This is a genomic window from Corynebacterium accolens, assembly GCF_023520795.1.
GTDB classification, from domain to species: domain Bacteria; phylum Actinomycetota; class Actinomycetes; order Mycobacteriales; family Mycobacteriaceae; genus Corynebacterium; species Corynebacterium accolens.
Genome location: NZ_CP046605.1, coordinates 782,766 through 802,588, shown reverse-complemented (window position 1 = coordinate 802,588; position 19,823 = coordinate 782,766). Strand labels below are relative to the sequence as shown.

Annotated in this window: 19 protein-coding genes and 1 tRNA gene; 12 read left to right on the top strand and 8 right to left on the bottom strand. The window is 58.7% G+C overall.

What is annotated here, in order from left to right; translation table 11 throughout:
• Positions 1–199: 199 nt before the first annotated feature.
• The 3 genes from CACC_RS03885 to CACC_RS03875 form a co-directional block, all read right to left on the bottom strand.
• Positions 200–625 (bottom strand): YccF domain-containing protein, encoded by a 426-nt coding sequence (locus tag CACC_RS03885; protein ID WP_005279887.1) that lies wholly within the window; start codon positions 623–625, stop codon positions 200–202.
• 35 nt (positions 626–660) lie between these two features.
• Positions 661–1,467 (bottom strand): DNA-formamidopyrimidine glycosylase family protein, encoded by an 807-nt coding sequence (locus tag CACC_RS03880; RefSeq protein ID WP_005279886.1) that lies wholly within the window; start codon positions 1,465–1,467, stop codon positions 661–663.
• 70 nt (positions 1,468–1,537) lie between these two features.
• A complete protein-coding gene (locus tag CACC_RS03875; protein WP_005279885.1) occupies positions 1,538–6,496 on the bottom strand; it encodes an Lhr family ATP-dependent helicase in 4,959 nt (1,652 codons plus the stop codon).
• Between the two features lie 35 nt (positions 6,497–6,531).
• Here CACC_RS03875 and CACC_RS03870 point away from each other — a divergent pair, with 35 nt between their 5' ends.
• A complete protein-coding gene (locus tag CACC_RS03870) occupies positions 6,532–7,290 on the top strand; it encodes a 3'(2'),5'-bisphosphate nucleotidase CysQ (RefSeq protein WP_035108594.1) in 759 nt (252 codons plus the stop codon).
• On the opposite strand, the gene CACC_RS03865 is transcribed toward CACC_RS03870, so the two are convergent.
• Positions 7,287–7,955 carry a TetR/AcrR family transcriptional regulator gene (locus CACC_RS03865; RefSeq protein WP_005279883.1) on the bottom strand — a complete coding sequence of 223 codons (669 nt, stop codon included), beginning with the start codon at positions 7,953–7,955 and terminating at the stop codon, positions 7,287–7,289. The genes CACC_RS03870 and CACC_RS03865 overlap by 4 nt on opposite strands.
• A 107-nt stretch (positions 7,956–8,062) precedes the next feature.
• Between CACC_RS03865 and CACC_RS03860 the strand changes: the two genes are divergently transcribed.
• The 11 genes from CACC_RS03860 to CACC_RS03810 all read left to right on the top strand — a co-directional run bounded on the left by CACC_RS03860 (position 8,063) and on the right by CACC_RS03810 (position 18,099).
• The gene (locus tag CACC_RS03860) at positions 8,063–8,956 is read left to right on the top strand and encodes a Rossmann-fold NAD(P)-binding domain-containing protein (protein WP_005279882.1); all 894 of its coding nucleotides are present in this window, start codon (positions 8,063–8,065) and stop codon (positions 8,954–8,956) included.
• Between the two features lie 48 nt (positions 8,957–9,004).
• Positions 9,005–9,832 (top strand): thymidylate synthase, encoded by an 828-nt coding sequence (locus tag CACC_RS03855; protein ID WP_005279881.1) that lies wholly within the window; start codon positions 9,005–9,007, stop codon positions 9,830–9,832.
• The gene (locus CACC_RS03850) at positions 9,832–10,362 is read left to right on the top strand and encodes a dihydrofolate reductase (protein ID WP_005279880.1); all 531 of its coding nucleotides are present in this window, start codon (positions 9,832–9,834) and stop codon (positions 10,360–10,362) included. Before CACC_RS03855 ends, CACC_RS03850 begins: the two co-directional genes overlap by 1 nt.
• Positions 10,362–10,643 (top strand): glutaredoxin domain-containing protein, encoded by a 282-nt coding sequence (locus CACC_RS03845; protein ID WP_005279878.1) that lies wholly within the window; start codon positions 10,362–10,364, stop codon positions 10,641–10,643. The genes CACC_RS03850 and CACC_RS03845 overlap by 1 nt, the downstream gene beginning before the upstream one ends.
• Before the next feature lie 114 nt (positions 10,644–10,757).
• Positions 10,758–10,833, top strand: a tRNA-Arg gene (locus CACC_RS03840).
• A 113-nt stretch (positions 10,834–10,946) separates the two neighbouring features.
• Positions 10,947–11,549 carry a DJ-1/PfpI family protein gene (locus CACC_RS03835; protein WP_005279876.1) on the top strand — a complete coding sequence of 201 codons (603 nt, stop codon included), beginning with the start codon at positions 10,947–10,949 and terminating at the stop codon, positions 11,547–11,549.
• Positions 11,550–11,754: 205 nt separating this feature from the next.
• Complete coding sequence (locus tag CACC_RS03830; protein ID WP_035108592.1) at positions 11,755–12,390, top strand: MptD family putative ECF transporter S component; 636 nt, start codon at positions 11,755–11,757, stop codon at positions 12,388–12,390.
• Entirely contained in the window at positions 12,387–13,112 is a 726-nt protein-coding gene (locus tag CACC_RS03825; RefSeq protein ID WP_035108590.1) for an energy-coupling factor transporter transmembrane component T family protein, read from the top strand. Before CACC_RS03830 ends, CACC_RS03825 begins: the two co-directional genes overlap by 4 nt.
• Entirely contained in the window at positions 13,109–14,578 is a 1,470-nt protein-coding gene (locus CACC_RS03820; RefSeq protein WP_005279871.1) for an ABC transporter ATP-binding protein, read from the top strand. Before CACC_RS03825 ends, CACC_RS03820 begins: the two co-directional genes overlap by 4 nt.
• Before the next feature lie 7 nt (positions 14,579–14,585).
• On the top strand, positions 14,586–16,334 hold the full coding sequence (locus CACC_RS03815) for an ABC transporter ATP-binding protein (protein ID WP_005279870.1): 1,749 nt from the start codon (positions 14,586–14,588) through the stop codon (positions 16,332–16,334).
• On the top strand, positions 16,327–18,099 hold the full coding sequence (locus CACC_RS03810) for an ABC transporter ATP-binding protein (RefSeq protein WP_005279869.1): 1,773 nt from the start codon (positions 16,327–16,329) through the stop codon (positions 18,097–18,099). Before CACC_RS03815 ends, CACC_RS03810 begins: the two co-directional genes overlap by 8 nt.
• A 62-nt stretch (positions 18,100–18,161) precedes the next feature.
• Here the strand turns inward: CACC_RS03810 and CACC_RS03805 are convergent, their stop codons facing one another.
• Genes CACC_RS03805 through CACC_RS03790 form a run of 4 tightly spaced genes read right to left on the bottom strand, consistent with a single transcriptional unit; the run spans position 18,162 to position 19,647 of the window.
• Complete coding sequence (locus CACC_RS03805) at positions 18,162–18,695, bottom strand: MFS transporter (RefSeq protein ID WP_005279868.1); 534 nt, start codon at positions 18,693–18,695, stop codon at positions 18,162–18,164.
• On the bottom strand, positions 18,653–18,916 hold the full coding sequence (locus tag CACC_RS03800; protein WP_005279867.1) for an MFS transporter: 264 nt from the start codon (positions 18,914–18,916) through the stop codon (positions 18,653–18,655). Before CACC_RS03800 ends, CACC_RS03805 begins: the two co-directional genes overlap by 43 nt.
• 39 nt (positions 18,917–18,955) lie before the next feature.
• Complete coding sequence (locus CACC_RS03795; RefSeq protein WP_005279866.1) at positions 18,956–19,198, bottom strand: hypothetical protein; 243 nt, start codon at positions 19,196–19,198, stop codon at positions 18,956–18,958.
• A gap of 2 nt (positions 19,199–19,200) precedes the next feature.
• Positions 19,201–19,647 (bottom strand): DUF2871 domain-containing protein, encoded by a 447-nt coding sequence (locus tag CACC_RS03790; protein WP_035108588.1) that lies wholly within the window; start codon positions 19,645–19,647, stop codon positions 19,201–19,203.
• Positions 19,648–19,823 lie beyond the last annotated feature (176 nt).

Here is a 19,823-nt window from a genome sequence, read left to right as displayed (position 1 = left end):
CCGACTCCCGTGCCCGGGTCCAGGTTCCCCGGGCACGTAAAATTGTCCAAAACAACCGCGTTCTTAAAAAATCTGCCCTCAAATTCAGACAAACGCGGTTGTTTTGGACACTTTCGTGCCTAAGCACCACAGATCGCTAAAGCGCCCAGCCGCGAAGCAACATGTCGCTTCGGGCTAGGCGCTCTCAGGCTAAGTAAAATTACAGCTTCACCATGGGCTGCCAGCCGGACGGGATATTCTTCGAGCTAACAACCTTGCGGCCGAAGGGGAAGCAGGTCACTGGAATCATCTTGAGGTTGGCCCAGGCAACGGGGATCCCGATGATGGTAATCGCCTGGATGACGGCGGTAACGACGTGGCCGATGGATAGCCACAGACCAGCGATGACGAACCAAATGACATTGGAGATGCCAGACATCCCGCCGGTGCCCTTGCGGGGCTCCACCACGGAGCGGCCGAACGGCCACAGCGCGAACTGGCCCATGCGGAACGAGGCCACACCCGCCGGAATCGTCACGATGAAGATGCAGGCGATGATGCCGAAGAGGAAATAGCCCAGCGCAAGAACGATGCCGCCGGAGAGTAACCAGATGATATTAAATACAAGATTTAGGAGTGATCGCATGCACGCCAGCTTAGCGCGAAAAGCGTAAAGGAACCTTAGAGCGGCTGGCAGTGCGGGCAGAACCAGATGATGCGCTCTAATTCACCCTCGTCCCCACCGCGGTCAACGCCGCCCAGGGAATCCTTCTGGATGATGGTGCCGCAGCGCCGGCAGCGCTTGCGGTTGCGCCCAAAGACATAGGTAGTCTCCCCGGCCCGGCGCACGCCGGTGGTCACGCGGATGGGCGAGTTCCGGTTGGCCCACATGATGCGCTTGCCGATGTCCACTACCTGTTCCACATCCACCTCTGCCACCGGGGTGGCCGGGTGAACGCCGGCGAGGAAGCAGATTTCGGCGCGGTATTCATTGCCAATGCCCGCCACGACCTTCTGGTCCAAAAGCGCCGTGCCGATGCTGCGCTCGGGTCGCGCGCGCAAGCGGCGCACCGCTTCCTCACGGTCCCAGTCTGGGTCCAAGATATCCGGGCCAAGGTGCGCGATGCGGCTAAAGTACTGATCCGCGTCGAAGATATCGACAAAGCCCAACCAGTGGCCTACGAGTTCAATATCGCGCGGTGAATGGGCCAGTTGCAGCACGATGCGCGCGCTATGGCCGGGCTTGCGCCAGCGGTCGCCGGCGTAGTGGATGGCCCAGGTACCCTCCATTTTTAGGTGGGTGTGCACGATGGTCTGGTCGAATTGCATAAAGAGGTGCTTGCCATAGGGCCACACGCGCTCGCAGATGGTGCCGGTGAGGTCAACGGTGGCGTGCTGCGGCACGCGCACGGAACAGCCGGTGACCTCGCGCCCAGTCATAAACTGCAGGCGGCGCGAAAGTTGTAGGACGGAATCGCCTTCGGGCATGGGGGCTGGCCTCCTTCCACGGGTCTCGCACACTGTGGCCCCACCAAAATACACCTGCGGGCGGGTAGCGCTAGCGGCGGTATCCGCCGCGCGGGCGGAAGCCACCAGAATTGCGGGGTGGCGGAGGCGGCGGCGGATCGTCGAAGCTGAGCTCCTCGATGGCCTCGGAGGCACGCCTGCCGCCGCGCAGGCCGCCACGCGAATCACCGCGAAAATCCTCCGGCGAGCCGTCCTTCGCCCCGTGGCGCGGGACGCGGGGCGGCGCAGCCTGCCCGGCAATGCGTATGCCCTTTGGGGTAATGCCGGCCCCGAGCGATCGCAGGATATTAGCCGCTGAGGTGTGGTGGATGGGGTTGCCATTGCACTTTTCAATCACCAGCGGCGACATGTGCCCGGCGGCGATGAGTTCTGTGAGCGCGGATAGGAGGCGGGCGTAGACGTCGGTGGTCTCTATCCCGTCGGGAAGGGCGTCGATGAACGTGGTCAAGGTCTTTCCGCCGCGGGTGAGGTGGGCAATGGGGAGGCCATCGCACAACACGACCAGTGCCCCGGCAGAGCGGGCCGGCCCGCCGGTGGCTTTGCCACCCGCATCATCGCGCTGCGGCCACGGCAGCGCCGCGCCGTAGGGGTTGGCGGGATCCACGGCGGCGAGTACGAAGGTTTCTGGATCAGTGGTGCCGGACGGCCAGCCGGTGACATCGGGGGAATCCGCTAGGCCACGGAGGCGATCGATAATGGCCGGGGTGGAAAATTGCGCGGCACCGAGATCTTCGATGACATAGCCGCGCATGGCCTTGCCGGATTCCTCAAAGCCGGACAGGACCTTATAGGCCAGCGCGAAGCCGCCGAGGACGTCCTCGGCCACCACGGAGCCGCGGGTGACCACGCCGTAGCGATCCAGCCAGGCCTCGCCGTGCGCCACGGACCGCGAGGTGGCATCTTGGGCTGCGGGCACCGCCAGCGACCAGCGGCCGAGCATATCGGGTGGGGTCTGGCCAGCGCTTCCGCTGGCGTTTTGGGTCTGGGCGAACGAGGTGCGTCCCATGCGCAGCCGCGAGCGCGTGGGGCGCCGCTTGGAGCGGTGGGCGGTAGAACCGCGGCCCGCGCGGGAGGCACCGCGCCCGCCTGACGATAAGCGCGTGCGGATGGGCGCGAAGGAATCTGGGCTGGCCAGGCCCATTTCCACCAGCCCCCAGAGGGCCTCGCGGGTTTCCTCGGCGGTACCGGGGACCTCGGCGGCGATATCGGAAAAGAGGAAGCCGCCGCCGCGCTCGAGCACGCCTAAAATGGCGCGCTGCAGCATGCTTACGCCCTCCGGATCGGTTTCGGGGGCCAGCTGGGCGGCGTAATCGGTAGGCAGCAGCATCACCCACGGATCGGCAGCTCCGGCCTTTCCGGCGCCGACGATCATCACCTCACCATTGGCGGTTAGCTCATCTAGCATGCGGGGCGAATAATCCCCCACGCGGGCGGGCAAAATGATGGATTCCCAGGCAGAGGCCGGCAGGCGCACCCCGGCGAGCTGCTCGATAGCAGAAAATACTCCATCGGCACCGCGCAGCGCGGGCCGCTTCCCTGCGGGCGCGATGCCGTGCCATTCCGGGAGGAAGCGGGCGAAGGTGGCACCGGAGACCGGCTCGGTATCCGCACGCGCAGCCGCAAGCGAGCGCGAGCGAATGGTCTTTAGTACCTCGGCGGCGCAGTACTCCTGCTCCTCTATGCCCTGCCGGTAGTGGCCCTCCACGATCGAGTCCAGGCCAGCCAGGGTGGTGTGTGCTGCGGAAACGGAAATGCCGAAGGCGGCGGTTAAGTCCGCGAGCACGAACGGGCCGCGGGTGCGCGCCCAGCGGCTGATGAGCTGTGGGAGGGCATCGGCAAGCGTGGCGACCTGGGCGGGGATGCCGGGAGGAATGGGGACACCGAGGGCATCGCGAAGCAGCGCCGCGTCCTGGGACTGGGCAAGGTGCTCGCGCCCGCCGATGCGCACCCGCATAATCCGCGAGCCCAGGTTATCCAGGGCGGCCAGGGGAACATCCGTATGCTCGCCCAGCTCTTCGACCGGGATGGGGCCCAGCACGCGCAGGAGATCCGCGACTTCCTCGGTGGTGCGCGCCCGGCGCGAGGGTGCGGTGCGCTGCAGCTGGGTATGGATCTCATCGATGATCGCGGGATCCAAGAGCTCGCGCAGCTCCACCGTGCCGAGCAGCTTGGCCAGAAGCGCCGGATCAAGGGCGAGCGCCGCCGCTCGCTTTTCCGCCAGCGGGGAATCGCCCTCGTACATGAAGGCGCCGGTGTAATTAAATAGCAGCGAGGAGGCAAAGGGCGAAGGCTGCTCCGTGGTGACCTCCGCGATGCGCACGCGGCGGTGCCCCAGATCGCGCATGACCTCCTGCAGCGCCGGCACATCATAGACGTCCTGCACGCACTCGCGCACCGTTTCCAAGATGATGGGAAAGGATGGGTACTTACGGGCAACATCCAAAAGCTGCTCGGCGCGCTGGCGCTGCTGCCACAGCGGGGCGCGCTTGCCGGGATTGCGGCGGGGCAAAAGCAGCGCGCGGGCCGCGCATTCGCGGAAGCGGGAGGCAAAGAGGGCGGAATTGCCCACCTGCTCGGCCACGATATCGGCAATATCGTCGGCGTCGAAGGCAAAAATCGTGCCATCGGGATCGGCCTCGCCCTCGGGCAGGCGCAGCACGATGCCATCATCGCCGGCCACCGCCTGCGGGTCCATGCCGGTGCGCTCCCCCACCCGCGCACCTACCGCCAAGGCCCAGGCGGAGTTGACCGGCCGGCCAAAGGGCGTGTGCAGCACCACGCGCCAGTCCCCCAGCTCATCCTTGAAGCGCTCGAGCACGAGCGTCTTTTCATCTGGAATAATCCCGGTGGCCTCCTGCTGTTCGCGCAGGTAGGACAAGATATTGCTGCGGGCATTGTCATCAGCATCCGCGATAATGCCCGGGTCCGTATTTACCTCGCGGCGGTACTCGCCCAAAGCCTGGCCCAGCTCATAGGGGCGCCCGGCGCCATCGCCATTCCAAAACGGCAGCCTGCCCGTATGCCCCGGCGCGGGCGTGACCAAAACTTGATCGCGAGTGATCTCCTCGATGCGCCAGCTGGTCGCGCCGAGGGTAAAGACATCGCCCACGCGGGATTCATAGACCATTTCTTCATCGAGCTCGCCCACCCGGCGCGGGGCCTTGCCGGATTCGCCACCGCTATAGAGGAAGACGCCGAACATTCCCCTATCCGGGATGGTGCCGCCGCTGGTCACCGCGACCCGCTGCGCGCCCGGCCGCGGGGTCATCACACCAGAGACGCGGTCATAGACCACGCGGGGTTTTAGCTCCGCGAAATCCGTGGACGGGTAGACGCCGCTGACCAGATCGATGACGGAGTCATAAACCTCGCGGGCCAGCTCGCGGTAGGGATGGCTGCGCTTGACGGTGTCATACCAATCATCCGCGCTTAAGCCTTCCTCGCCCGCTGCAGCGACCGCCGCCACGGTCTGCTGCGCGAGCACGTCCAGCGGGTTGCGCGGGGTATGCATCTTCTCGATCATCCCGCCGCGCATGCGCGCAACCGTTAGCGTGGATTGCACCAGGTCCGCGCGGTGCTTGGGATAAAACGCGCCGTGCGATACCGCGCCCACATGGTGCCCGGCGCGGCCCACACGCTGCAGGCCCGAGGCCACCGAGGGCGGCGATTCTACCTGCACCACCAAATCCACCGCGCCCATGTCAATGCCCAGCTCCAGCGAGCTCGTGGCCACCACGGCCTTCAGCGTGCCTTCCTTTAGCATCGTTTCCGTCATGGCGCGCTCGTCCTTGGACACCGAACCATGATGCGCCCGGGCGATGACCGCCGGCGCCTTGCCCGCAACGTGCGAGTGCGCCATCAACTGGGCGGGATCGCGCCGGGTTTCCGGCGAGAGCGAATCCGGGTCATATTCCTGCGCGTAAAGCTCGTTAAGCCGGCTGGTCAGGCGCTCGGCGCTGCGCCGCGAATTTACAAAGACCAGCGTGGAGCGATGCGCCATGATGTCCGCGTAGAGGTCCTGGGTAATAAACGGCCAGATGGAGTTCGCGGTGGGCAGCGCGGTGTCTTCTTCCCCACCGAAGTCCTCCCCGTCGAATTCTTCCCCACCGAAGTCCTCCCCGTCGAATTCTTCCCCGCCGTCGCCGCTGCCTTCCGGCCCGCCGGTAATGCCAATGGCATCATCAACGGTAAGCTCCCCGATGGTCGAGCCCGCCTCCGGCGTGGGGAGATCCGACATATCCTCTACCGGCACGCGCACATCCAGGTCCCACTTCTTGTGCGCTTCCGGCGCCACGATTTCCACCGGGCGGTTGCCGCCTAAGAAATCCGAGACGGCCGAAAGCGGGCGCACCGTGGCTGATAACCCAATGCGTTGAAAGTCACCGGCAATTTCTTGCAGGCGCTCCAGCGTCAGGGCGAGGTGGGCGCCGCGCTTGGTGCCGGCCAGCGCGTGGATTTCATCGATGATGACGGTATCGACGGTTTTCAAAATCCCCGCCGCCTTTGAGGTCAGCATCAAATACGCCGATTCCGGGGTGGTAATGAGGATATCCGGTGGCTTGCGCACCTGTCGGGAGCGCTCTGCTGAGGGTGTATCGCCCGAGCGCACGCCCACGGAAATATTCGGCGTCTCCAGCCCCAACTTTTCCGCGGTGCGCGCAATGCCGGTCAGCGGGGCCCGCAGGTTATTTTCCACGTCCACGCCCAGCGCCTTGAGCGGCGATATATACAACACCCGCACGCCCGTTGCGGAGCCAGCAGCATTGCCTACTGGCAGGGCCAGTTGTCCTTCGCGTTCTACCAGGTTATTTAGCGCCCATAAAAACGCCGCGAGCGTCTTACCAGAACCGGTGGGGGCAACCATCAGGGCGTGATCCCCGCGGGAAATCTTGTCCCAGGCCTGGGCTTGTACTGCGGTGGGAGCGGCAAAAACGTCCTGGAACCACCGCGCCACTTGGGGGCGAAAGCGCTCGAGGATGTTTTCTGGCATGACCACACTCTAGTCCCCGTTGTAATGTGGGCACCATGACCGTCGAGATTTCTGATTCCCGCCTGACCAATTCGCTCGCCCAAGGCTGCGGCGAGATTTTAAAAGGTGTGCGCAATGGTGGCCTGCTGCGGGGCCTTTCGCTTGGCGATGCCGGCGATGACGCCGCCCAAGAATGGATCGCCCGCGTATTAGAACAGCACCGGCCCGACGATGGCGTGCTCTCTGAGGAAGCCTCCGATGACCTTGCCCGGCTAAAAAAGAAGCGCGTCTGGATCGTGGACCCGCTAGACGGCACCAAGGAATTTGCCACCGGCCGCCAGGACTGGGCGGTCCACATCGCCCTCGTTGAGGACGGCACCCCAGCCCACGCCGCGGTGGGCCTGCCGGATTACGGCGTGACCTTCAAGTCCTCCGATGTGCGCGCCGTCGCCGGCCCGCTATCCAAGAAATTCGTCATCTCCCGCAACCGCCCGCCCAAGGTGGCCGGCTACATCGCAGAAAAAATGGGCTATGAAACCGAGGGCGTCGGCTCCGCCGGGGCCAAGGCCATGCACGTTCTGCTGGGCGATTATGACGGTTATATTCACGCCGGCGGCCAATACGAATGGGACCAGGCCGCCCCGGTAGGCGTTGCCATGGCAGCGGGCCTGCACTGCTCTCGCCTCGACGGCAGCCCCATCACCTTCAATAACGAGGACACCTTCATCCCCGATCTGCTCATCTGCCGCCCCGAGCTCAAAGACGAGATTCTAGAGCACGCCGCGGCCTTTGCTGCAGACAATGGCGGATTTTAGAGCCCTAACTCATCGGCGAGCCGCGACACAGCGCGGGTATGGAACTCAGCGAACTCGCTCAGCGTATCGCGCCCTAGGTAGCCGAAAACCTCGGCGTTGATCAGCCCGATGATCCTCACCCAAGCCTCCAACGCCATTTCCATGGCGTCCGCGCTGAGCTCGGAGCCCATATCTTTCGCGGCTGCCTCCATATCTGCATCCAGTTGGCGCGATCGCTGCCCCAACGACGCGACCGTAGACTGTTCTAGCAAGGCGGCGAGGCGGCGGCTAACTTTGGTACCCGCTGCTATCGTCTCGGCAGCTGGCGCTTGATAGCCCACAATCGGGGTGCCGTAAATCAGCCCCCACCGTTGCGGAAATTCAAGGGCCCACTGCCTCATCGCACCTACGAGGCCAATGAATCGCTCACGCGGTTGCGCACTCGGATCATCGCGCCGCACCACTGCCCCATCAAGGGAGTCAAAAGCATCAACAATGAGGAGAGTAATAAGGCTCGCCCTATCCGGTACGTAGCGGTAAATACCAGAAGGGACGATTCCTAGCTCACGGGCTATGGCCCGTAGGTTCAGCGCCTCTACACCACCACTAGCTAGTTGCTGCCGTCCCAGCTCGATGATGCGGGTCATCGTCTGCTCTCGGGCGCGCTCGCGTGGGGTTTGTGCCATGGGAAAACTATAGCAACTCACAAAAGAGAGCACTGCTCTTGCTTTCAGTGGCCCCGCCCTATACTTTTAGAGAGCACCAGTCACTAATATGAATAGGACTCCGGATAATGAAATACCTTATCACTGGCGCTGGACCCGTTGGCCGTGCGGTTGCCCGCGAACTCACCGCCCGAGGCCATGAATGCATCATCATGAGTCGCCACGGTTCCACACTCGACCTAGGCCCACACGTACAGCACATCACCGGCGATGCCACCCAAAAAGAGTCCTATCCCGCAGACGTCGACGGCATTGTCCACTGCATCCACGCAGCTTATAACGTCGAGGCATGGCGTACGCTCCTCATCCCCGCTGAGGACACAGCCCTCCACATCGCCGCCGAACGCGCCATCCCTATCGTCTTTCCAGAATCCATCTACGGATTCGATCCGAGCTACAAATCGTTTTCACCCGGTACCCCTTTAACCACATCCAGACAAGGAAAACCCGGTGTGCGCGCTGCGCTCATCAATACTCGCCTCGCTTCACCTGCCCGCACCGTATCGGTGGTGGCCGCAGATCTATTTGGCCCGGATTCTGGCCCGGGGTGCGTGTATCACCAACTGATCATCGGCAAGCGCATTCCCCTCGCGCTCTTCAATGCGCATACCAAGCATTCGGTTACCTACCTTCCGGACTTTGGCCGCGCGCTTGCCGATGCCCTCCTTGACCCCACCAGCCCACCTATCATTTCCGTACCCTGCGCCCCTGCAATTACCCAAGCGGAGTTCGCACATCTCGCAGGCTGCCGGCACTCGCCCATAACGCTGCGTCCGTGGATGCTCAAGCTTGGCGGGCTCTTTAACTCCGATCTTAATGGGCTGTTGGAGATGAGCTACCTGTGGGAACACCCCTCCATTTTGAGCGGTGCCACCGCCCAGTGGGAAGCCACCCCGATCGAGCAGGCACTGCGAGAAACACTTCGCGCAAGCAGTCCCACTACCAGCGCCGACAGGAAATAAAAACTCCAACTATCCCCATGGCTTTCTAACGTTCTACACTGGGGCACCATGAGTGATACGTCCACCGCCTCTAGTGCCACTATCAAAACCCCGTATGAGGATCTCCTCCGCCGCGTCCTCGAATCAGGCACGGCCAAAGGCGATCGCACCGGCACCGGCACGCGCTCCATCTTCGGCGCACAGCTGCGCTATAACCTGGCCGAATCCTTCCCGCTGCTGACCACAAAGAAGGTCTACTTTCACGGGGTCGTCGGCGAGCTGCTGTGGTTCCTGCGCGGCGATTCCAATGTGAAATTCCTGCAGGATAATAACGTGCGCATTTGGAACGAGTGGGCCGATGAGAATGGCGATTTGGGCCCGGTCTATGGCGTGCAGTGGCGTTCCTGGCCCACCCCGGATGGGAGCCACATCGACCAAATTCAGCAGGCGCTCGATACTCTAAAGAATAACCCGGACTCGCGCCGCAACCTGGTCTCCGCGTGGAATGTATCTGAGCTCGACCAGATGGCGCTTATGCCCTGCCACCTGCTCTTCCAGCTCTACGTAGCCAATGACACGCTGTCCCTGCAGGTATACCAGCGCTCGGCGGATATGTTCTTGGGCGTTCCCTTCAATATCGCCTCCTATGCGGCGCTGACCCACATGTTTGCTCAGCAGGCCGGCCTCAAGGTGGGCGATCTCATCTGGACCGGCGGCGATTGCCACATCTACAACAATCACATCGAGCAGGTCCAGGAGCAGCTTTCCCGCGAGCCGCGTGAGTACCCGCAGCTTAAACTCAACAAGGCGAAGGACCTCTTCTCCTATGACTTCGCCGATTTTGAGGTGCAGGGCTACGACCCGCACCCGGCCATCAAGGCGCAGGTGTCGGTCTAATGCTTGGCGCGATTTGGGCGCAGTCCCTGGACGGCATCATCGGCGATGGCGCGCAGATGCCCTGGCACGTGCCGGAGGATCTCAAGCACTTCAAGGACGTCACCATGGGCGCGCCGGTCATCATGGGCCGCAAGACCTGGGAGTCCCTCAACCCCAAGTTCCGCCCCCTGCCCGGCCGGGAGAATTACGTGCTCTCCTCGCGCGCACCCGGCGCGTGGTCAACTGGTGCTACGGTGGGCAGAACGATGCCCGCGCTTGCCGATGCCTGGGTCATCGGCGGCGGCCAAATCTACACCGCCGCCTTGGACCAGGTGGACCGCATCGAGGTCACTCTCATGGGCGTAAACATCGGCGATATCTATGGCGAGGACGCCGTCTTTGCCCCGGATATTCCCGATACGTTCGGCCTGGCCTACAGCACGGATTGGCTCACCTCTGACACGGGGCATTTAGAGCTTCCCGAGCAGCCAGCCAGCGAGCTACCCATGAAGTACCGCTTTTTAACTTACGATAGAAAGGACGCAGCCTAATGACTGTACAAGCACCCGAAACCAACGCCGATGTCACCATCTTCTACGCCGACTGGTGCCCATTTTGCGCCAAGCTCATCAAGAACTTGGATCGCACCGAAACCCCCTACGAGCTCGTGGACGTAGAAGGCGATAACGCCGACGACATCAACGAGTGGATCAAGTCCGTCAACGACGGCAACCGCATCATCCCCACCGTCTTGTACTCCGACGGCACCCACGAGACCAACCCGCCTGCATCCTCCGTGCGCAACAAGCAGGAAGAGCTGGCAGGCGCCTAAACCCCATAGCTAAGGCTGCTTGCCCGACCTATACAAACGGCCGCGCACGCAGCCTTTTGGGGCGCACTCGCGCCGCACTGCTATGATGATCCGAGTTGCATGAGCAACATCCCCGCCCCAGTAGCTCAGGGGATAGAGCACGGCTCTCCTAAAGCCGGTGTCGGAAGTTCGAATCTTCTCTGGGGCACCAATTTGTACCCCTCTGACCTGCATCAGAGGGGTAGATTTTTCCACGCTTCTGCTTATTGACCCCGCGTACCAAAACACTAAGGTCGTCAAAATCGGTTTTGATACGGTTTAGTCATGAGCCAGACGCGTCCGCACAACATTGGCATCGTACTTTTTGATGGGTTCGAGTTACTCGATGTTTTTGGCCCCGCAGAAGTACTCGCAAATACACCAGGCCTTGAAGTCAACTATCTGTCAAAACATGACAGTCCGGTAAGCAGCGCTCAAGGGGTACGCATAGTTCCGACAATGCGTTTTGAATCTTTCTCTGGAGATACTCTGCTTGTGCCAGGAGGACGCGGTACACGCTCACTTGTTCAAGATCCAGAATTCCTCCGCCAGCTAACCGCCCTTGCAAGCTCGGCGGACATCATCACCTCAGTTTGTACTGGGTCAGCGCTACTCGCCGCCGCGGGCCTTTTAGAAAACAACACCGCTACCACAAATAAGAACGCGTTCGACTGGGTTAGAACGCACGGCCAGAAAATTGAATGGAAAAAGCAAGCTCGATGGGTCCACGACGGCAACCTCTGGACATCATCCGGTGTGGCGGCAGGAATTGATATGGCGGTGGCTTTCATTACTCACTTCTTCGGTGAAGAAACAGCATCCTCTGTCACCAATCATATTGAGCTCATCGTCAACAGCAATCCCGATAACGATCCGTTTGCTGTCTGATTTCATTCGGTCCAAGCATGCAGAGGCGGTACACCTTAGTTCCCTCATATCAATAAATAGTTATTTTATGATCCCTAAAACCGCTTATCTGCATTCGCCCCCATTAAGGGTAAATCTTCAGATCCGGCTAGAAATAGCTTATAAACAGTATTATATGTTTTAGGTAAGCCTTACTTTCCCTACTGTTTATGAATCGAGGTTTACCATGACCCAACAGTCCTCTACGCCTGCACGGAATACAAGCTCATCCAGTGGGTCGACGGCACGTTTAAACACCAGAGATCTCATCAACGCTGGCATCTTTTCCGCACTTTACTTTGTAATCACTTTTGTAACCGGGATGGTTGGATTCGCAGGACCCCAATTCATGTTCATTGGCTGGTTCATCGCGGCAATCGCAAATGGAATCGTGCTAGCGCTTTATGCTGCCCGCACGCCCAAAATGGGCGCTTTCACCCTTGTCGGCGGTATTAACGGATTAGCATTCATGCTCACCGGGCACTACTTCTGGACCTTGCTGGGAAGCATAATTCTTGGGTTTATCGCGGATTTGATTATCACAAAAAGCCACCTCGGGATTGCCAAGTCCTTCCCTATTGCCTATGGCGTCTTCTGTGCCTGGGTTTCTTTGCCTTTTATCCCGCTAATTATGGATACGGACTCATACTACGTCGATATCGCAGACCAAATGGGCCAAGAATACGCCGATGCTATGTCGGATATCTTCCAGCCATGGACCATTGGAGTACTGGCCATTTGTGCGCTCATCGTCGGCTTTATCGGAGGAAAGGTCGGAGTTCGCGTCAGTCGCAAACACTTTGAAAGCGCTGGTCTCCTGTGAGCTTGGACAAACAGGGCGTGCTTCGTCGATCTTCAATCGATCCACGGACCGTGCTGCTTTCTGTTCTAGTAATCAATGCGGTAGCTCTCAGCCACGGCCACCTACCGACACTGCTGATTTCTATCGCCTTCAGCTCCATCGCACTAGCTACAGTAAAGCCACACTATGGTCTTATTTGCCTGTGCGCTTTTGCATTATCCTATCTAGGGTATTGGGGCCTTTTACAGCTTCCTGGCTCCACATTTTTCGCTTTTTCGGCGGCAGTTTTTTCGTGGCTAAGCCGTTTCGTCATCAGCATGTCCATCGGCGCATTCGGCTTGCTCACTCTCACACCATCCACGTTGACCTCAGCACTGCGGGACCTGCGTTTACCAGGCTGGGCCACCATTCCACCGGCGGTATTCCTGCGTGTTTTGCCGATCATCGTGGCAGAAGCCAAAGCCATCCGCGATGCCATGGTCCTTCGGGGTCTCCAGCCTGGAGCGAAAAGCTGGTTCACACAGCCCACACAATCGTCCGCGATGCTGATCATCCCCTTGTTAGGCGCCGTCGTCCGCGCTGGTGATGAGCTCGCTGCCTCTGCTCTTGTCCGCGGATTGGGAGGACCCACACGCCCAACCACCACCGCTGATCTTTCCTTCAAGCTTGTCGATGCAACTGCAATAGCTGGGTTGGGCCTCGTTGTTGCCTCTGTCTGGCTTCCCACGGAGGTCCACTTATGAACGAACGCAGTGTCGCAACCAGTGTAAACGCCCATAACGTTTCTTTTACATATCCATTGGGCGCTCGGCCAGGCATTCAAGGTGTATCTGATGTGTCTTTTTCTGTCTCTCCAGGACAGTGCCTACTGATTACCGGTGATTCCGGATCGGGAAAGTCCACGGTACTCAAGTTGATCAACGGACTCATCCCCCATTTCAATCCAGGAGAGCTACTAGGTACCATCACTATTACAAAGGATGGCCAGGACTTTAACCCTGCGCAGGAACCGCTGTCCCGCGCCATCGAGTTCAGCGCCTCAGTATTCCAGAATCCACGGACGCAGTTTTTCACTGAAAGCGTCAATGCAGAATTAGCCTTCGGGCTAGAAAACCTGGGTGTGGATCCCACAGAAATTGAATCTAGGATTCAATCAGCGGTCGAGTTGCTAGGCATTAACGATCTTCGGGGCCGGCGATTCAAAGAATTATCCGGTGGACAGTTACAAACCGTGGCATGCGCATGCGCGCTTGTGTCCCCGGGCAGTCTCGTGCTTCTCGATGAACCCACGTCCAATCTCTCCATGGAAAGCATCGATATTCTTGCACGCGTACTACACCGCTTGAAGGAATTAGGCACAACGATCATTATCGCTGATCACCGCCTCTTTTTCTTAAAAGATATCGCTGACCAAGTTATTTACTTGACTCAGGGAAAAATAGCGCGCAGTTTCCACGCCCAAGAGTTTTATGCCTTAGACGAACCCGAACGCAAACAATTGGGGCTACGCAGCTTACACCACGTTCCACTCCCCGCGAGCGTGCCCGAACCACCCACGCCCGAAAACGCCGATCCCCAGCGGAGCGGACTCGAGTTAAGCGATATCCGTTTTTCTTATGGCACGCATGAGGTGCTCAACATTGACCACGCATTTTTCCCCAGCGGCGAAGTCACCGCCTTAATCGGGCCCAACGGCGCTGGAAAAACCACCCTCGCCAGGATCATTTGTGGTCTTGCTTCTCCCAAACGCGGCGGTAGTCTCCGTTTGAACAGCAAACGAGTAGGAGCAGCAGCTCGGAGGCGCAGCGCGTACATGGTAATGCAGGATGTTGGCCGCCAGCTATTCGCTGCCACCACCGAAGAAGAGGTCACGCTCGGACTGGCAAAGAAGAAGCGGGACCACATCGATGTCAACGAGATTCTCCATCGCCTCGATCTGGAAGAGATGGCCCAACGGCATCCGCAGTCTCTGTCCGGTGGGCAACGGCAACGCTTAGCCATAGCTTCAGCCCAAGCCGAGCAAGCAGAGGTCTACATCTTCGATGAACCTACCTCTGGAGTGGGCTGGCGCCAACTGCAATCCATCTCTGCGCTGCTTCGCTCTCTTACAGCAAGCGGCGCAGTGGTCATCGTTATCACCCATGACCACGAATTCATCCAAGAATCAGTCACCAGAATCATCGATATGACTGACATCAACAAGAATTGAGAAAGAAATGTCTGAGGTAAAACAAAGTTCCACAGAATCAAACGGAACCCACGCACCAGAATCACACGGTGCGTCACCGGAAGAAGAGGCTCGCGCAAAACAAAAAGCCGGCCAGGCCGCTCTAAAAAAGCTACTGGCCCCAGTACAAATAACCATCTACTTCGCACAGTTTCTCGCGCTTATATCCTCGGTACTCGCCGTAGCACCCTACGTCGCGTTGGTGGCATTGGGAAATGCTCTAATCGACGGCAATACTGATGACGTCGCGTCCATTGTGAAATGGCTACTTGCTGCATTTTTGGGCCAGCTATTCTTCTATTTCCTTGCCCTTACGATCACCCACTTCGCTGATGCAAAGCTGGTGGGGATTAACCGGCACCGAATTATTACCGCTATTGCGAAAGCACCACTCTCGTGGTTTAGCCAGACTAATTCCGGCAAAGTCCGCAAAGCTGTCGAGGACGATACGCTAACTCTGCACACCCTGACAGCCCATGCTCCTGTAGAGCAAGTTGCCGCAATCTTCACGCCTCTTGCGCTTCTGGTTTATGCCTTTATTTTGGATTGGCGCCTTGGCCTACTTTCTATTGCCACTGTGCCCATTTTCCTAGCAATCCAGGCGTATTCAATGAAAGATATGGGCACAAAAACTGCGGAAATGGACGATTATCTTGGAGAGGTTTCTGCCACTGCAGTGGAGTTCTCCGAAGGTATTTCCGTCGTCAAGGCTTTCGGCACCGTTGGCAAAGCCCACGCTCGGTACCGCGAAGCTGCTAAACAATTCGCTATCTTCTATTACGAGTGGGTACGTCCGCTTCTGCGTGTTAGCGCAATTTCAGAATCCGTGGTGGCGGTTCCTGTCCTCATCCTTATCAATGTAGGAGTCGGTTCCCTGCTAATAGCCGGGGACTATGTCACGGTTGCTGAAGTCATCGCCACAACATTGATTGCACTGGTGATCCCAGGCACGATTCAAACCGTCGGCCGCATGATGTGGTCTTACCAGCTCGCTGGCAATGCGGCGTTGCGCCTTGATGAAGTCATGACAATTTCCCACGTGAAAGAAGGCCAAAAGAGCCTCGATGCCAGTAGTCAAGACATGGAGGTGGAGTTCCATAAGGTCAGCTTTAGCTACGCCCCAGACACACCAGTCCTCCAAGACTTTTCTGCGCAATTAAACGCAGGCACTGTCACGGCATTGATTGGCCCCTCCGGGTCTGGCAAATCCACAGCAGCAACGATGCTGGCGCGTTTCCAGGATCCAGATTCGGGCACAATCACTATCAACAACGTGGATATCCGTGATCTCACTTTCGACAGTTTGTACCGCACTGTGGCTTTCGTCTTACAAGATCCTCACTTACTGCGAATGAGTATTCGGGAAAACATTCGCCTTGCACGCCCAGAAGCTCGTGATGAAGAGATCTGGCAAGCAGCAGAGGCCGCGCACATAGCTGCTGATATTCGCGCTTTACCGGCTGGGCTCGACACCGTTGTTAGTGAGGACATCTCTTTATCCGGTGGACAACAGCAACGCATTTCTATTGCCCGGGCAATTATTACCAATGCCCCAATCTTGATCCTGGATGAAGCTACTGCGGCAACTGATCCTGACTGCGAAGCAGAAATTCAAGCAGCTCTAGCCACACTCGTCAGAGACAAGACCGTCTTAGTCATCGCCCACAAGCCAGAGTCCATCCAAGGCGCAGACCAAATAATCCGCCTCAAGCCTGTGAAGGATAATTCTCATGTCTAATGCCACCACGCCTGCTAGTTCGCGGCTTCGTGATCCGTTACTTACTCGCAGTGTCAAAAAGCTGCAAAGTCCTGTAGGTCATAAGCTCAATAAAAGGCATGCTTGTCTATCGCTTATCGTTGGCGTGCTTGACGGCCTCGCCGTTCTCACGCTCGTGCCACTTACAAAGGCACTCGATGGGGATACGACGATCGCACCATGGATGTGGACGCTTTTGGCAATTGCGCTCGTAGCTTTTGCGCTACGATTTTTCGCAACCATGGCCTCTTACCACACGGCCTTGGATTTCATCCGAACCGCGCACACGACTGTGGGCGATAAATTGGCAACGCTACCGCTCGGCTGGTTCATACCGGCTAATACCGGCGGGCTATCTCGTCTCGTCTCAGATCGTTTTATGGTGGCGGCCGAGACTCTTGCACATACTCAAGGTATGGTGTACCGCGATAGTGCAGCACTTATGACCCTGTTGGTTGGAGCGTGTTTCTGGAATCCACGGTTGGGATTGGTCTTTCTAATCATCGCACCAGTGGCACTCGTGGTGATGCAGTTGGCTGCGTGGATTCGTGAAAAAGCATCGAACCGCGCACTCGGGCCGAGTAAAGAGCTCTCCCAGCGCATCGTAGAATTTGCTAACCGCCAGCCGGCCTTGCGCGCGGCGGGAAAATCACAAGGGTTTGCGCCACTTGAGCAAGCACTAGAAATCGATCATAGAGCACGGATACGCGAGCTATGGGTATCCACATTAGCTTTGCTACTCAACGGCATAGTAGTGCAGATCTTCATCGTGGCTCTCATTATGGTCTCCGCGGATCTTGCCGTTGAAGGCACCCTATCGCCACTAGAAACAATTGCGATCATCGGAATCAGCTTGAGGTTTACCCGCACGCTTGAGCAGCTGGGCTCTTGTTTCGTCGGTTTAGACGCAGGCCGTATCGCGCTCGCAGAAACCGAGCTCATCACCGATGCCCCTTCCCTGCCAGAACCCACTACTCCGCGCACAGGAGACGGTTCGGGCAGTGTTGAGCTGCGCGATGTCACGTTTGGGTACGGAGATAAGCCGGTATTGGTCGATGTCGCCTTCCACGCCCAACCGGGCACCGTTACCGCCATTGTCGGTCCTTCTGGCTCCGGAAAGACCACAATTGCGCGCCTTATTTCACGATTCTGGGATGTAGATTCCGGGGCGGTGATGGTTGACGGCGTAGATATCCGCGAGCTTGGAACCGAACAGCTAATGTCCAAACTATCCATGGTCTTTCAGGACGTCTACCTCTTCGATGATTCGCTGATTGCTAATATCCGCGTTGGTCGTCCCGACGCCTCCGATGAGGAAATCTTCCGCGCAGCTGATCTTTCAGGCGTGACTGCTATTGCCAACCGCCTAGGGTGGCACACTCCTGTTGGTGAAGGCGGGCGGCTTCTGTCCGGCGGCGAGCGCCAGCGCGTATCTGTTGCTCGCGCGCTGCTCAAACAAGCGCCGATTGTCCTCTTTGATGAGGCTACCTCCGCGCTCGATGCAGAAAATGAGGCAAATATCCTTGCCGCAATGGACGAGCTACGGGAGAAGTCTACTTTTATCGTCATCGCCCATAAGCTGGATACAATTAAATCTGCTGATCAAATCGTAGTCTTGGATGAACACGGGCACGTCAGCCAGCTGGGCACGCATTCTGAGCTTTCCGATGTCCTCGGAATCTACCGCCACTTCTGGCAGCAACGCAAAGCAGCACGCGGGTGGAAAATCAGTTCGGGACGCGATTAACGCGGGCACCGAGATCGGCGTTGTTTGCGGGGGCACCCTTCTCCCCCGCAGCACGGCGCACCCTAAGTGCACCGACAAAAGCTCAGAACGAAGAATGCGGTAGCGGCTACGAGCGACCACTGCGCGGCGTTGGCCATGTCTTCGCTTAAGGCCTGCACCACTGCCCCAGGCGCCCCGTACCGTGCCGCGACGCGGCGGGCGGCTGCACCGGAGAAGAATGCACCAATTGCCATGGCTGCCAGCACCAGGCCAGCCAACATCGTGCTGAGGTCTAGCGCATTAATCAGGTACAGCGGCAGCACGAAGATGATGGCAAACTCGCCGATTGCTACCGCACCAGCGGTGATATTGCCCCACGAGAACGTGGAATAAGAAAACAATTCAAGATCCAACAGCGCCGAGCGGTGCCTCCGCTCGCGGTGCTTTTCCCACCTGATAAACAGCACGAAGCCCACGGCCGAAATCGCGGACGCTAGCGGAACCGGTGAAATAGCCGCGTTTTCGGACCAGGTCCAGCCAAAGATGCTGAATGAGGATTGGGGCTCCCACCAGCCTAGGTCGGGGCCCTCGATAATCGCGAATACCAGGACACCCATTCCGTCAGTGCACCACCGGCAGGCGGTCCGACCGCTGCCGCGCCGGAAATCACCGCGCCCCACACACCAAAGGCTGCTGCGCGGTATTTGCCGCGGACTACGGTATTAACCGTGGAAAGCGTGGAAGGCATGATGAACGCAGGACCGATTGCCTGTACTGCGCGCACGGAGATCCACGTGGCGGCGGAGGTAGAAAATCCCGCCAATACGCTGCCTGCCACGAATATTGTCAGGCCGGTGAGGAACGCGCGCTTGCGTCCTCAGGTATCCGCATTCTTGCCCGTCGACAGCAGCAGCGCCGCCAGCAAAACCGCATAGAGGCTGTTGCCCCACTGCGCCTGCGTCAGGTTGAGCTGCAAGTCAGTGATAATCGACGGCAATGCCACGCCGACGATCATGCCATCAAGAACGATGACGCCCAGTCCGACGGAAAGAACCGCCAAGCTTATCCAATCGCGGCGAGTAGGCACCGTGACGTTTTCTTGTGCGCTGTGCTCGCTCATTGTTAGGCGTTCACCGAAGCTTTGGCGTTGCCGTCATCTGGCTCCTTGATGGCCCGGCCCAAATTCACGAGGAAAACTGTCAGCCCCACCGTGATGAAGATGTGTCCCAAACCTGCGATGCCAGAAATCATCTCATTGGACTCCTTGCCCAGCACCGTCAATATGCCGTGTGAAATTTGCATGCCAACGGTAAGCACCACGCCCACGTTGTACAGCCAGAAGAATGAGTTGAATAGCTGGCAGTACCGCGACAGTGCGAAGACCTTTTCCAGCGCCAAGAAAATGAGGAACAGCATGAAGCCCAGCGCTAGCAAGTGGGTGTGGGCCACGCCTAGCTGCGTATATTCGCCTTCGGGAAAATCCTGTAGCTTCGTAAACTCCCGATAAAACAAACCAGCGACCAAGCCCAAGACGAGGTAGAAAATCGCTGCCCTGTACAAAGCCTTCATGTCATTACTCCTTCCCAGCCACCGCCGTGACTGGATAGCCGAGGGGATCAATTTCTCTAAATACATATCTTGCCCCGACTTGCTCGGCTTTGAATCGCAGAGGCGGTTGAACATTGAATCCACCAGTAGGTTGATTGGAGGTGCTTAACGTCGTGTCCTCTGCATTCCCGCAAGGA

What these genes read in the sequence shown, in the direction of transcription:
- CACC_RS03850 (WP_005279880.1), top strand. Translation starts at nt 9,832, where the DNA reads ATGCTTGGCGCGATTTGGGCGCAGTCCCTGGACGGCATCATCGGCGAT.
- CACC_RS03885 (WP_005279887.1), bottom strand. Translation starts at nt 625, where the DNA reads ATGCGATCACTCCTAAATCTTGTATTTAATATCATCTGGTTACTCTCC.
- CACC_RS03865 (WP_005279883.1), bottom strand. Translation starts at nt 7,955, where the DNA reads ATGGCACAAACCCCACGCGAGCGCGCCCGAGAGCAGACGATGACCCGC.
- CACC_RS03835 (WP_005279876.1), top strand. Translation starts at nt 10,947, where the DNA reads ATGAGCCAGACGCGTCCGCACAACATTGGCATCGTACTTTTTGATGGG.
- CACC_RS03875 (WP_005279885.1), bottom strand. Translation starts at nt 6,496, where the DNA reads ATGCCAGAAAACATCCTCGAGCGCTTTCGCCCCCAAGTGGCGCGGTGG.
- CACC_RS03810 (WP_005279869.1), top strand. Translation starts at nt 16,327, where the DNA reads ATGTCTAATGCCACCACGCCTGCTAGTTCGCGGCTTCGTGATCCGTTA.
- CACC_RS03790 (WP_035108588.1), bottom strand. Translation starts at nt 19,647, where the DNA reads ATGAAGGCTTTGTACAGGGCAGCGATTTTCTACCTCGTCTTGGGCTTG.
- CACC_RS03830 (WP_035108592.1), top strand. Translation starts at nt 11,755, where the DNA reads ATGACCCAACAGTCCTCTACGCCTGCACGGAATACAAGCTCATCCAGT.
- CACC_RS03820 (WP_005279871.1), top strand. Translation starts at nt 13,109, where the DNA reads ATGAACGAACGCAGTGTCGCAACCAGTGTAAACGCCCATAACGTTTCT.
- CACC_RS03870 (WP_035108594.1), top strand. Translation starts at nt 6,532, where the DNA reads ATGACCGTCGAGATTTCTGATTCCCGCCTGACCAATTCGCTCGCCCAA.
- CACC_RS03805 (WP_005279868.1), bottom strand. Translation starts at nt 18,695, where the DNA reads ATGGGTGTCCTGGTATTCGCGATTATCGAGGGCCCCGACCTAGGCTGG.
- CACC_RS03880 (WP_005279886.1), bottom strand. Translation starts at nt 1,467, where the DNA reads ATGCCCGAAGGCGATTCCGTCCTACAACTTTCGCGCCGCCTGCAGTTT.
- CACC_RS03795 (WP_005279866.1), bottom strand. Translation starts at nt 19,198, where the DNA reads ATGAGCGAGCACAGCGCACAAGAAAACGTCACGGTGCCTACTCGCCGC.
- CACC_RS03855 (WP_005279881.1), top strand. Translation starts at nt 9,005, where the DNA reads ATGAGTGATACGTCCACCGCCTCTAGTGCCACTATCAAAACCCCGTAT.
- CACC_RS03845 (WP_005279878.1), top strand. Translation starts at nt 10,362, where the DNA reads ATGACTGTACAAGCACCCGAAACCAACGCCGATGTCACCATCTTCTAC.
- CACC_RS03815 (WP_005279870.1), top strand. Translation starts at nt 14,586, where the DNA reads ATGTCTGAGGTAAAACAAAGTTCCACAGAATCAAACGGAACCCACGCA.
- CACC_RS03860 (WP_005279882.1), top strand. Translation starts at nt 8,063, where the DNA reads ATGAAATACCTTATCACTGGCGCTGGACCCGTTGGCCGTGCGGTTGCC.